At 65.9% G+C, this 12403-nt stretch carries 11 protein-coding genes; 6 read left to right on the top strand and 5 right to left on the bottom strand.

What is annotated here, in order from left to right; all coding sequences use genetic code 11:
- The 6 genes from I71_RS38515 to I71_RS40885 all read left to right on the top strand — a co-directional run.
- Positions 1-471, top strand: a 471-nt coding sequence (locus tag I71_RS38515; RefSeq protein ID WP_199902259.1) for a CpsD/CapB family tyrosine-protein kinase, incomplete at its 5' end; no start/stop codon positions are given.
- Positions 472-490: 19 nt separating this feature from the next.
- Positions 491-1783, top strand: a complete 1293-nt coding sequence (locus tag I71_RS25815) for a glycosyltransferase family 4 protein (RefSeq protein WP_042700640.1) — start codon at positions 491-493, stop codon at positions 1781-1783.
- 57 nt (positions 1784-1840) lie between these two features.
- On the top strand, positions 1841-3205 hold the full coding sequence (locus tag I71_RS25810; protein WP_042700637.1) for an O-antigen ligase family protein: 1365 nt from the start codon (positions 1841-1843) through the stop codon (positions 3203-3205).
- Between the two features lie 15 nt (positions 3206-3220).
- Complete coding sequence (locus I71_RS25805) at positions 3221-4420, top strand: glycosyltransferase family 4 protein (RefSeq protein WP_042700635.1); 1200 nt, start codon at positions 3221-3223, stop codon at positions 4418-4420.
- Positions 4421-4466: 46 nt separating this feature from the next.
- On the top strand, positions 4467-5504 hold the full coding sequence (locus I71_RS25800; protein WP_042700632.1) for a polysaccharide deacetylase family protein: 1038 nt from the start codon (positions 4467-4469) through the stop codon (positions 5502-5504).
- Between the two features lie 248 nt (positions 5505-5752).
- Positions 5753-7168 carry a family 16 glycosylhydrolase gene (locus I71_RS40885; protein ID WP_307189030.1) on the top strand — a complete coding sequence of 472 codons (1416 nt, stop codon included), beginning with the start codon at positions 5753-5755 and terminating at the stop codon, positions 7166-7168.
- Between the two features lie 203 nt (positions 7169-7371).
- On the opposite strand, the gene I71_RS25790 is transcribed toward I71_RS40885, so the two are convergent.
- The 5 genes from I71_RS25790 to I71_RS25770 form a co-directional block, all read right to left on the bottom strand.
- A complete protein-coding gene (locus I71_RS25790) occupies positions 7372-8898 on the bottom strand; it encodes a UxaA family hydrolase (RefSeq protein ID WP_042700629.1) in 1527 nt (508 codons plus the stop codon).
- Between the two features lie 57 nt (positions 8899-8955).
- A complete protein-coding gene (locus I71_RS25785) occupies positions 8956-9771 on the bottom strand; it encodes an amidohydrolase (protein WP_042700626.1) in 816 nt (271 codons plus the stop codon).
- A 109-nt stretch (positions 9772-9880) separates the two neighbouring features.
- On the bottom strand, positions 9881-10825 hold the full coding sequence (locus tag I71_RS25780; RefSeq protein WP_042700624.1) for an ABC transporter substrate-binding protein: 945 nt from the start codon (positions 10823-10825) through the stop codon (positions 9881-9883).
- Positions 10826-10868: 43 nt separating this feature from the next.
- Complete coding sequence (locus I71_RS25775) at positions 10869-11957, bottom strand: ABC transporter permease (RefSeq protein WP_199902258.1); 1089 nt, start codon at positions 11955-11957, stop codon at positions 10869-10871.
- Positions 11954-12403 (bottom strand): ATP-binding cassette domain-containing protein (locus I71_RS25770; protein WP_042700621.1); only part of this gene is annotated, 450 nt, incomplete at its 5' end. The genes I71_RS25770 and I71_RS25775, both read right to left, overlap by 4 nt.

Raw genomic sequence — 12403 nt, 5'->3', positions numbered from 1 at the left:
GCCAGCCGCTTTCTGGCGATGAAGAACGAGCCCGGCCTGTGCGAGCTGCTGACCGCATCCGCCGCCCTCGACGACGTCATCCGGGTCGATCCGGCGTCGGGCATCCATATCCTGCCGGCCGGCGGCGTGTCCGGACCGAACGAGGGGGCGCTGAACTCGACACGGTTGCGGCAGGTCTTCCAAACCCTGGAAAGCCGGTACGACCTGATCGTCATCGATACGGCGCCGATCCTGGCCGTCTACGACGCCCAATATTACACCGACGTCGCCAACCGCGTGCTGTTCGTCGTCCGCTGGGGGCAGACGCCGCGCGACGTTGTGAAGGTGGCGCTGAAACTGCTGACCGGCATGGGCACGACGGTGGACGGCACCGCCCTGACCCGCGTCGATACCGCCCGGCAGGCCCGCTACGGGACGGGCGAGTACGGCTCCTACAAAGCGAAGCTGCGCGACTATCACCTCAGGGCTTGACGGTGGAGCGACAAACATCATGAAAATCCTGTTGTCCGCCTATGCATGCGATCCCAAGCGCGGCTCCGAGGAAGGGGTCGGCTGGAACTGGATGCGCGGCATCCACCGTCTGGGGCATGAACTGCATGTCCTGACGAAAGCCGAGAACCGGGCCGCCATCGAAGACGCGGTCGCCGCCGATGCCGCACTGGCGGACATCCGCTTCCACTATTACGAACTGCCGGTCCGGCTGGACCGCTGGGCGGCTACCAAGTACCTGTTCTTCCTCTATTATCTCGTCTGGCAATGGGGGGCCGCAACCCGGGCGCTGGCCTTGCACCGCCGCGAACGGTTCGAGCTGGTCCACCACATCACCTTCGGGTCGATCCGTGCGCCAAGCTTCATGGGGCGGCTGCGGATCCCCTTCGTCTTCGGTCCGCTGGGCGGCGGCGATAGTGCGCCGCGGATGCTGCGCCCGAGCTACACCTGGATCCGGCGCCTCGAAGACGACCTGCGCGACGCGATGAACCATGCGGTCCGCTTCGATCCGCTGATGGCCGGCAGCTTCGCCAGCGCCGACCTCATCATTGCCCGCACCCCGCGGTCGGCCGGCCTGATCCCACGACGCTTCCAGCACAAGACCATGGTCGCCATCGAAAGCGGCGTCGATGTGACCCGGCTGGGACGCGCGCATCCGGTTCCGCCGGCCGACCGGCCGGACGGTTTGAAGATGCTGTTCGCCGGACGCTTCCTGTCCTTGAAGGGGCTGCAGCTGGCGATCCGCGCCCTGGCGGAGTTCCGGGCACGCGGGGGGGAGGGCACGCTGACCGCCGTCGGGCAGGGGCCGGAGGAGCAGTCCTTCCGCCGGCTGGCGGAAAAGCTGAACGTCGCCGACCATATCCGCTGGGTCCCCTGGCTGCCGCGCGGGGAACTCGACGCCTTTTACCGGAGCAGCGACGTCTTTCTGTTCCCCAGCCTGCGGGACGGCGGCGCCAACGTCGTGCTGGAGGCGCTGACGGCCGGGCTTCCGGTGGTCTGTCTCGACATCGGCGGACCCGGCATATTCGTCGTCGACAGCTGCGGTGCCGCCATTCCGGTGGAGGATCTGAGCATCGAGGCGACCACCGCTGCGCTCGCCGATATCCTGCTGCGGTTCCACCGCGACCGGCCTCTTCTCGCCGACAAGTCGGCGGGGGCGCTCGACCGCGCCCGGCAACTGAGCTGGGAGAACACGGTCGGCAAGGTCTATGCCGAGGTGGAGCGCCTGTCGAGACGTCCATCCCGGCCGCTGTCCGTGGTTTCCAGCCCGGCATCGCTGCCCGGAAACTCGTGAATGCACCGATGGCGCCCCGTTGCGGCGGGGCGAAGCCGAAGGGGACGGTGGCTGGCCATGCCGATCTTCGACCTGTATGTGACCGCGATGATCGTCATCATGCTGGCCGCCCTGTGGACCGGCTGGCGGCTGGCGCTTGCCGGCCCGACGGTCCATGTGGCGCCGACATCGGCCCGGCTGGTCAGCTGGGGCTTTCTTCTGGTCTATCTGTTGTGGAAGCCGATCTTCTACGACTGGCGCGAGGACATCGACGATCTCGTGAATGCAGGTCTGTCGACCAGCAACCGCATCGAGGTGCTGTTCACCGCCCTGTCGGCGGGCTGGATGCTGTGGCTGCTGATCAGCCGCTCGCTGCCGTTGGGACATCTGCTGCGCGGTCCCGCCTTCTGGATCACGGCGCTGGTCCTGTCGCTGCTCGCCAGCGTGCTGTGGTCGTTGTGGCCGCAGCTCAGCCTCTACAAGGGCATCGAACTGCTCGCCTTCTGGATTGTCACCGCGCATGTCGCGGCATCGCCGCTGTGGCGTCTGGATGTGGAGCGGATTGCCGTCGCGGCGCTGGTCGCCGGCTGGTGGCCTTATGTTTTCCGCGGCATGGCCGATTTTTCCGGCGGCATCGTCGGCGCCTTCTACAACAATGAGGGGGCGATGGTGGCAGGCATCGTCCTGCTGCTGGGCGCCCACCGCTTCGTCCTGCTGCATGACCTGCGCTCCGGCCTGCTGCTGGGCGTGTCCCTGCTGTCGCTGGTCCTGTTCCATTCCTTCACCACCGACATGTGCGTGGCGCTGTCCTTGCTGCTGCTCGGGCTGCTGATGCTTCTGGAGCATGCCGGACGGACCGCGACGGTCGTGGTGCTGACGGCGACGGTGGCTGCCGGCGGGGCGGCCGGATGGCTGCTGACCCATGTCGATGAGGCGCTGATGCGCGGCATCGCCGGCGCCTTCGGAAAGGGCGCCGACGAGCTGAGTTCGCTGACGGGGCGCCTGCCGTTGTGGCAGGCGCTGTGGGATGCATCGAAGAACAGCCCGTTCGGCACCGGCTTCTTCGCCCTGGAGCGCACGATCTTCTCGGTTGCCGATCCCGACAGCGTCGGGTGGGAGGCGGCGCACAGCCACAATGGCTTCCTGTCGGCCTGGCTTGGATCGGGCTATCTCGGACTGGGGCTGATCGTGATGTTCTGCGTGGCCCTGGGGCTTCAGATCCTGCGGCTCGACCATGAATTGCGGTTGCTGCTGATCCCGCTGACCGTCTTCCTGATTCTGAACAACCTCAGCTACCCGGTGTTCGGCGGCCGCCTGAACCCCGGCTGGCTGATCGTCATGACGCTGGCATTCGCCGCCCCGTTCCGCAGTTCGGCCATGGCGTTTGCCGGACCCGTGGATGCGTGGTTCCGGCCTGCCGCCGCCGGGCGTCCGACCATCTGACCGGAGTGGAAGATCATGCGTGTCGCGCTTTTGAACCAGATGCCGACGCCCTACCGGAACCCGTTCTATGCGGAACTGGCGAAACTGTGCAGGCTGCACGTCATCTTCGACCGCTGGAGGGAACCCAACCGGCTCTGGGCGATGCCGCCGGAGAGCTTCGCCTTCTCCTATGAGGTCCTGCGCGGTGCGACCATCAAGTATCATCGCGTCCGTGACAACATGGGGGTGCGTGACGAACGCTGGGTCCATATCAGCCCCGGGCTGCTGCCTGCCCTGGTGAAGGCCCGTCCGGACATCGTGGTCAGCACCGAATTCGGCGCGCGCAGCATGACCGCCGCACTGTATTGCAAGGCGAGGGGCATCCCCTTCGTGCTGTGGTGGGAGGGAACCCGCCACACCGAAAGCGCCATCGGCCCGACGCGGTCGGTGGTGCGCCATCTGCTGACCCGCTTCCCGACGCGCTTCTGGTCGAACGGCGCCGCCTCCACCGAACTGCTGGTGGATTACGGCGCCGACCCGCTCACCGTCGATGAAGGAATGACGGCTGTCGACACCGATTTCTTCGCCGAACGCACGGCGGCGGAATTGCCGGACCGTGATGGGCACCGGTCGGCGCTGGGGGTCGAGGGGACCGGCTTTCTGTTCGTCGGGCAGCTTGTCGACCGCAAAGGGGTGATGCCGTTCGCCCGGGCGCTGGCGGAGGCGCAATGCCGCGATCCGCGGCCGGCGACCGTCCTGCTTGCCGGCGGCGGCGACCGCATCGCCGATTTACGGACGGCATTGTCCGGGGTGCCGGGACTGAAGACGGTCATGGCCGGATTTGTTGATCAGTCGGACCTGCCGCGCCATTTCGCCGCCGCCGACATTTTCGTGCTGCCGACGCTGGAGGACAATTGGAGCCTGGCGACCCTGGAGGCGGCGGTCGCCGGGCTGCCGCAGCTCTTCTCCGTCTATAACGGCGCCAGCCCCGACCTCGTCGCGCTCGGTGCGGCGGGCAGCATCGTCGATCCGATGAAGCAGGACGCCATGGTCGACTTCCTGATGCGGTGCAAGGACCGGTTGCCACCGCGCAATTCCACCGAGGTGATTCGCCGCGTGTCGACCTACTACGGTTCTCCCGCTTTCGCGGAGCGGGCAATGGGGTCGCTGCGGACGGCCCTGGCGAGCCGGCCGCTTCCCGCAATGCCGGCAAGACCGCCGGCGAGACTGCGCTGACCGCCCTTCCATATCCGAACGGCCAAACGGGGGAGACAAGTCAACCATGTCGCCAAAGATCATCGGCCTCGGCCTCGATGCCTTGTACTACACCGCGCTCTATCGGCTGATCGACCGGATGATCGCCGGTGTGGGGGGGATCTTCTGCTTCCATCGTGTCGTCGACGAGGATGGGCCATCCGGGTTCGCCCCGACCGCCGGGCTGGCGATCCGTGCGTCGTTCCTGAACGGCGTCCTCGACCTCGCCAGGACCGAGGGGTGGGACATCGTCACCCTGAGCGAGGTGCGGCGACGCCTCGTCGAGCGCCGCTTCGGCCGCAAGTTCGTCTGTTTCACCGTCGACGACATTTACCGCGACACCCATGAGGTGGTGTTGCCGATGTTCCAACGCCATGGAGCGCCGTTCACCGCCTTCGTCACCACCGGCATCCCCGACCGGACTCTGCCGATCTGGTGGTTCGGTGTGGAGCAGGTGTTGAACCGGTGCGACGATGTCTGGTTCGGCAAGGGCGACAGGCTCTGTCGCCTGCAAACGCGGACGGCGGACGAAAAGACCGCCGCCTATGCGCTGCTGGTCGGCTCCCTGAAGGCCACCGGCGACCCGGCCGGGGCCTTTGCCGATTTCTGTGCCCTGAACGACCAGTCTCCCGAAAGCCTGTCCGACGAGCTGGGCGTCACCTGGGAGGAGCTGCGCGCCATGCAGGCCAGCGGGGTGGTGGAGTTCGGCGCCCACACCCTGACCCATCCCGCCATCGCCGCCCTTCCCGAAGACGAGGCCCGGCGGGAGATGGGGGAGTCGCGCAGCATCCTGGAGGATCGATTGAAAGTCCCGGTTCGCCATTTCGCTTTTCCCTATGGGGATCCCGGATCCTGCGGGGTACGGGATTTCGGGATTGCCGGACAATTGGGCTTCGACACCGCGGTCACCACGCGCAAGGGAGTTCTGGTGCCGGGCGACGCCGGAGCGTTGCACGCCCTGCCTCGTCTCGTCCTGAACGGTCATTTCCAAAAGGAACGTTATGCAAAGGTTTTCATGAGCGGAGTCCTTGGATCCGCTGACGGAGTCATCAGGTGGATTCGCTAAAAATAAGATCCGAGTCTTACTGATTCAACATCTTGTGTTTGCCTTAGAGCGGAAGAGGTCTTAAGGCGATAGACTCAAAAAAAATCGTCCTGATCATGAGTTTTTGCGTGAATTTGGCTGGATGTCTCTCCGACGTCACAGAGAGAGACGGCTTTTGCGTAAAATTTTATGATTCTGTTAACCAGGCGACCCTAGGCTCCGACATGCCCGAGTTAAAGCGGGCATGCAGAACAGTACGGAGCAGTGATATGTCTGGCACTCTTCTTTTCAACGATGAATTCAACGGCTTCGATGCCTACAGCAAGACTGATAAGTGGCACACAGCTTATCATTGGGGTGCCCAAACACCCATTAATGGTGAAACTGGATACTATGTTGATACCGAGAGCGCCGGAAAATCCGGTCCCGCCGGCGCGACAAATCCTTTCAGCGTCTCGAACGGTGTTCTGTCGATCACCTCAACCCCCCAGGACGGGCTGCCGAATGGGCAGACCTATGCGACGGGTGTGCTCAGCTCGATGGGGACCTTCGAGCACACCTATGGCTATTATGAAATCCGCGCCGACATGCCGGGCGGCAGCGGCTTCTGGCCGGCATTCTGGCTGATGCGCACCGACAAGGCATGGCCGCCGGAACTCGATGTGATGGAATATTCGTCACGTCTTCCCAACGAATATGCCACCACCCTGCATTGGGGCAACGATTCCGGCGGTAATCACCCCTATGCCCAGTCGTTCAACAAGGATCTGGGCGATCTGTCGAAGGGCTTCCACACCTATGGCGTGGATTGGCAGGCCGACAAGATCACCTGGTATTTCGATGGGAAGTCGGTGTTCTCCACCCCCACGCCGTCGGATATGCACAGCCCGATGTATCTCCTGCTGAACCAGGCGGTGGGCGGCAGCAACAGCTGGATCGGCAACCCGGACGGTTCGACCCAGCAGTTCAAGATCGACTATGTGCGGGTTTACGACAGCAAGCCCACGGGCGACACCACGGTGCCCGACGGGTCGTCGACGGCGACTCCCGCCCCCACGGCCCCGGCGACGGCGATCAAGGCCGGGGCCAGCATCACGGTGAACGCTTCGGGCCACGCCGCCGGCAATGTCAACGCGCACTTCAAGCTGCTCGTCGACGGCAAGCAGATCGGCGACGCCACGGTCGGCACGTCGGCGAAGGACTACACCTTCTCGACGAGCGTCACCGCCGATCAGGCGCACAAGATCCAGGTGCAGTACGACAACGACACCGTGATCAACGGCCAGGATCGCAATCTGGTCGTCAACAAGATCACGATCAACGGCCACGCTCTGTCGCCGACCGCCTCCAACGTCAGCTATGACCGCGGTGCTCTGGATGGCAAGGATGTGATCAAGGGCCAGTCGGACATGTGGTGGAACGGCACCCTGGTGGCCAACGTCGACAAGAGCGTGTTCGCGGCCGCGAAGGCTGCGGCGGTGGCCGAGCCGTCTGCGACGGTGGCTGCACTCGATACCGTGAACGTCTACAACCATCTGGTCTCCCAGACGGCCAAGAGCGCTGCCACCCCGGCGTTCGGTCCTGACGCGGCGCATATGCCGGAACATGCCGACTACCACGCGATGGCGTTCGCCAACGACGGCCACTTCGATCACCACACCGACCTGTCGCATCTGGCGGCATAATCAGGCGGCAGGTCATCGAAACCGCGAGGGGAGGGCCGGCAGCCATCGTTGCCGGTTCCTCCTTTTTTGCGTTTGCCAGCCCGGCAGCTGCCGCGGTCCAAGGCCGACCACGGAATTTTCGCATACGCAGCGGTCCTGCCAGTTCGTCCTCATCGGCGACCGGGGGACCGATGGAGAACGGGACAGGCCGACCCTGTCCGCCATTACATCACGGCGCCGATCTGCCAGGGCACGAACTCGTTGTCGCCGATGCCGTTTTCCTCGCTGCGGGTGCGGTGGCCGGACGCCGTGTCCAGCATCAGGCGGAACAGGGCCGTCCCGGCCTCCGCCACGCTGACGCCGCCATCCAGCACGGCGCCGCCGTTGAAGTCCATGTCGTCGCCCATACGGGCATAAAGCGCGCTGTTGGTGGCGATCTTCAAGGATGGCGTCGGCTTGCAGCCGTAGGTCGACCCACGGCCGGTGGTGAAGGCGATCAGGTTGGCGCCGCCCGCCACCTGGCCGGTGGCCGACACCGGATCGTAGCCGGGCGTGTCCATGAAGACGAGACCGTGATCGGTCACCGGCTCGGCGTAATCGACCACCGCGTTCAGGCGGGTGCCGCCGCCCTTGGCGACCGCGCCCAGCGATTTCTCCAGGATGGTGGTGATGCCGCCGGCCTTGTTGCCGGGCGACGGGTTGTTGTTCATGTCGCCCTTGTGCAGGCGGGTGTAGTCCTCCCACCAGCGGATCCGGTCCATCAGCTTGCCGGCAATGGCGGGGGAGGCGGCGCGGGCTGTCAGCAGATGCTCGGCGCCATAGATCTCCGGCGTTTCCGACAGGATGGCGGTGCCGCCATGGGCCACCAGCAGATCGACCGCAGCACCCAGAACCGGGTTGGCGGTGATGCCGGAATAGCCGTCCGATCCGCCGCATTGCAGCCCGACGGTCAGGTGACTGGCCGGCACCGGCTCGCGCCGGACGTCGTTGGCGATGGGCAGCATGGCGCGGACCAGGGCGACGCCGCGCTCGATGGTTTCGCGGGTGCCGCCTTCCTCCTGGATGGTCAGGGTGGCGATCAGCCCATCCGGGCGCGGCGCCAGCGTCTGGGCCAGGGGGGCGATCTGGTTCATCTCGCAGCCGAGACCGATCAGCAGAAGCCCGGCGAAATTGGCGTGGTCGGCATAGCCGCGGAGCGTGCGGCGCAGGATCGCCATGCCCTCGCCGGTGCCGTTCATGCCGCAGCCGCTGCCATGGACGATGGCGACCACCCCGTCGACATTCGGGTAACCGGCCCGCGCAGGGCCATTGAAGGCGTCGGCGATGCGCTTGCAGACGGTGGCGGAGCAGTTCACGCTGGCGATGACGCCGATGTAGTTGCGGGTGGCGATCTGCCCCGACGGCCGGCGGATGCCGAGGAAGGTCGCCTGTTCTGCACCGCGATCCGCCTCGACGATGCGGGTGGAGCCGTGGTCGAGCCGGGCCTCGCCCATGCCGAGATTGTGGACGTGGACATGCTGGCCTGGTTCGATCGGTTGGATGGCTGTGCCGATCACCTGCCCGTATTTGACCACCGCTTCGCCCGGCGCCACGGCGCGGATGGCGATCTTGTGGCCGCTGGGAATGGTGGCGGCGGCGGTGCCGGCGAAGCTGCCGACACCGACCGGGCTGCCCGCCGGAATCTCGCGGGTGGCGACCGCCACGCTGTCCGACGGGTTCAGCAGGAGAAGTTCGGGAACGGAAGACGGCATCGGTCGGGTCCTTGAAGCAAAAGCGGATCGAAGGAAATTGGGGAATGGCGGGCTTGGTCAGTCCAGCCGGTAGAAGGCGGCGGCGTTGCCGCCGAACACGGCGCCATGCGCCTCCGTGGGAATCAGCCGACGGCACATCTCCAGCCAGCCGGGATAGTCGCCGGCGAGTCGCAGGACCGGCCAGTCGCTGCCCCAGATCAGCCGGCCGGTGCCGAACCGAGTGACCAACTGCCGGACATAGGGGCGGATGTCGTCGATGCCCGTGCGCTCGCCCGCTTCCGTCAGCAGGCCGGACAGCTTGCACCGGACATTCGGCAGGCCGCCGAGAGCGGCCATGTCCTCGGACCAGCCGGGGGTGCCGCCGCTGGCGATCTCCGGCTTGGCGGCGTGGTCGATGACGATGGCCAATGCCGGATGCCGCCGGGCGAAGCGCAGCAGCGACGGCAGATGCCGTGGCAGGACCAGTGCATCGAAGCTCAGCCCCTCCTCCGCCATTGCCGTGGCGGCCGGATCGAGGGCGGGATCGTCAAGCCAATCGGAGGGTTCCGCCTGCACCATCGGCCGCAGTCCCTTCAGCTTGGGATGGGTTGCCAGTGCCCGCACGCGCTGCGGGGCGTCCGGCGCCTTCAGGTCGGTCCAGCCGACCACGGCGCGGATGAAGCCATGCCGGTCGGCGAGGTCGAGCATGAAGGTGGTGTCGGCCGCGCTGCACAGCGTCTGGACCAGCACGGTGCCGTCGATGCCGTTTTCCTGCAGCAGCGGCAGCAAATCCGGCGGCAGAAAGTCGCGGTGGATGGGGCCAAGCTCCGGCGGCGGCCATTCGCCCCGGCGGGCAGCCATCAGCCAGAAATGCTGGTGGGCGTCGATGCGCATCGCTTATTGCCTCAACTGCAGGAAACGCGATGGTGAAGAAAATGGCGTGCGCGGCGGGGGACCGGGCGCCGCGCACGCCCAAGGCCAGGAGAAGGACCTGTGCAGTCACTCAGTACAGGACGTTCTGCGCTTCCGGCGTCGCCAGATTGGCCTTGGTCACCAGCACCACGCCGGTGTCGAGCGCCTTATCGACCTTCTCGCGCTTGGTCAGCTTGACCGCCGTCTGCACCCCGAGATAGCCCATCTGGTAGGAACCCTGGACGGCGATGGCCTCCAGCGTGCCGTCCTTGACGAAGCCCTGGAGATCCTGGTTGCCGTCGAAACCGACCGCGACGATATGGCCGGGCTTGCCGCTCTGGGCCAGCGCGCGGCCCATGCCGATGGCGGTCGGCTCGTTGGCGCCGAAGATGCCCTTCAGGTCGGGATTGGCGGCCAGCACGTCGGTGGTCTGGTTCAGCGCCGTCGCCATCTGAGACTGCGAATAGAAGGGGCCGACGATCTCCAGCTTGGAATGGTCCTTGATGTATTTGGTGAAGCCGCCGACCCGGCCGATCTCCGATCCGGCGCCGGCGACATAGGACATGACGGCGATCTTGCCGCTGGTGCCGACCTTGTCGATCAGCACCTTGGCGCACAGCTCGCCCGCCTTGACGTTGTCGGTGGACAGCATGGCCTGGTAATACTGCTTGCCGGTGTCGGAGATCGCGGAGTCGATCAGCACCACCGGGATCTTCGCCTCCCATGCCTTCTTCAGCACCGGAACCAGCGCGTCGGGATCGGACGGGGCCAGCACGATGCCGGCGACCTTCCGGTTCACCGCGTTCTCCACCATGTTGACCTGATCGGCGATGGCCGATTCCGCCGCCGGACCCTGGAAGGTCATGGTGTAGCCGTCCGCCTCCTTCTGGGCGGTGGCGGCTCCCTTCTGCACATTCTGCCAGAAGGTAGAGTTCACGGTCTTCACCACCACCGCGATTTCCTTGTCGGCAGCCAGTGCGGAACCGGCGGCGAGAGCGATGGCGGACGCCAGACAGGCCGAAACGAAGCGCTTCATGGTTTCACTCCCTGTTGTTTGTTGGCTTTTCGGAAAAGGCCGGTCAGCGCCGGTTGCGGATCTGGTCGATCCAGACGGTCAGCAGGATGACCAGACCGATGATGATCTGTTGGGTGAAGGACGACACGCCGTTCATGTTCAACCCGTTGCGCAGGATGCCGATCACGAAGGCGCCGATGGCGGTGCCGGAGATCGTCCCCACCCCGCCGATCAGCGAGGTGCCGCCGATGACGGCGCTGGCGATGGCGTCCAGCTCGTACATCACGCCCTCGTTGGGCTGGGCGGTGACGAGGCGGGACATCAGAACGCAGCCGGTCAGGCCGGCCAGCGTGCCGGACAGCACATAGGTGAACAGGGTGACTCCGGCGACATTGACGCCGGACAGCCGGGCGGCCTCGGCATTCGATCCCACCGCATAGATGTGGCGGCCCAGCGTGGTGCGGCTCAGCATGATCGACACGGCGATGGCGATCACCACCATCAGCACCACCGGATAGGGGATGCCGGGGAACACCACGTCGGGGAAACCGTCCTCGCCGATGCGGACGACGCGGAACATGGCGCCGTTGCCAAGCTCGCCGAAGGACTCGCCCAGCCCCGACACGGCGCGGGCGCCGGTGATCTGCAGGGCGACGCCGCGCGCCACCATCATCATGCCCAGGGTTGCGATGAAGGGCGGCAGCTTCAGCCGCGTCACGCACAGCCCGTTCAGCAGACCGCAGAAGGCGCCGACCAGGATGCCCAGCCCCATGCCGAGCGGCACCGGCGCCCCGGCCTTGACCGCCAGAGCCGCAACCACCCCGGCCAGCGCCAGGACGGAACCGACCGACAGGTCGATGCCGCCGGTGATGATGACGCAGGTCGCCGCGACGCCGAGATAGGCGATGGAAGTCACCTGCAAGGCGATGGTCATGCCGTTGCCGATGCTGAGGAAGGCGTCGCTGGTCAGGGAGAAGACGGCGACCAGAACCAGAAGCCCGGCGAGGGCCGCGAATTTCTGGATCAGGTCCTTGCGCCGGTCGTTCATCACGCGGCCATTGATACCCTGAGCATTCATGGCCTGGGGAGAGTCGCCGACCGGCTGGCGCGGCGGAGCGGCGGCTTCGAGAACCTTCGTCGTCGGATTGCTCATGTCGTTTCGGCTCCCGGTGCCGCCGGGCGGCCGTGGCCCGAGGCGAAATGCATGATCTCTTCCTGGCTGGTCTCGCGCGTGTTCAGCACCGCGGTGATCCGGCCTTCGTGAAAGACGGCGACGCGGTCGGTCAGGCCGAGGATCTCCGGCAGTTCGGAGCTGATCAGCACGACGCCGATCCCGTCGGCGGCCAGCCGGTCGAGAAGCTGGTAGATGGCGAACTTGGCGCCGACATCGATGCCGCGCGTCGGTTCGTCGAAGAACAGGATGCGCGACTGGCGGAACAGCCATTTGGCGATGACGATCTTCTGCTGGTTGCCGCCGGACAGCAGCCGGGCCACCTGATGCGGCGACGGCGTGCGGATCGACAGCATCTGGATGTAGCGCCAGGCGGCCTGCTCCTCCGCCTTGCGGTCGATGAATCCCAGCGCGTTCGACACCGCCCC

The sequence above is a fragment of the Azospirillum sp. B506 genome (assembly GCF_000333595.1).
In the GTDB taxonomy this organism is placed as follows: Bacteria; Pseudomonadota; Alphaproteobacteria; order Azospirillales; family Azospirillaceae; genus Azospirillum.
The sequence above is the reverse complement of the archived record's forward strand: the minus strand, read 5'-3'. Positions and strand labels throughout refer to the sequence as shown.

Coding starts and splice junctions, on each gene's coding strand:
- I71_RS25775 (WP_199902258.1), bottom strand. CDS start 11,957: ATGAGCAATCCGACGACGAAGGTTCTCGAAGCCGCCGCTCCGCCGCGC.
- I71_RS25810 (WP_042700637.1), top strand. CDS start 1,841: ATGCCGATCTTCGACCTGTATGTGACCGCGATGATCGTCATCATGCTG.
- I71_RS25790 (WP_042700629.1), bottom strand. CDS start 8,898: ATGCCGTCTTCCGTTCCCGAACTTCTCCTGCTGAACCCGTCGGACAGC.
- I71_RS25800 (WP_042700632.1), top strand. CDS start 4,467: ATGTCGCCAAAGATCATCGGCCTCGGCCTCGATGCCTTGTACTACACC.
- I71_RS25815 (WP_042700640.1), top strand. CDS start 491: ATGAAAATCCTGTTGTCCGCCTATGCATGCGATCCCAAGCGCGGCTCC.
- I71_RS40885 (WP_307189030.1), top strand. CDS start 5,753: ATGTCTGGCACTCTTCTTTTCAACGATGAATTCAACGGCTTCGATGCC.
- I71_RS25785 (WP_042700626.1), bottom strand. CDS start 9,771: ATGCGCATCGACGCCCACCAGCATTTCTGGCTGATGGCTGCCCGCCGG.
- I71_RS25780 (WP_042700624.1), bottom strand. CDS start 10,825: ATGAAGCGCTTCGTTTCGGCCTGTCTGGCGTCCGCCATCGCTCTCGCC.
- I71_RS25805 (WP_042700635.1), top strand. CDS start 3,221: ATGCGTGTCGCGCTTTTGAACCAGATGCCGACGCCCTACCGGAACCCG.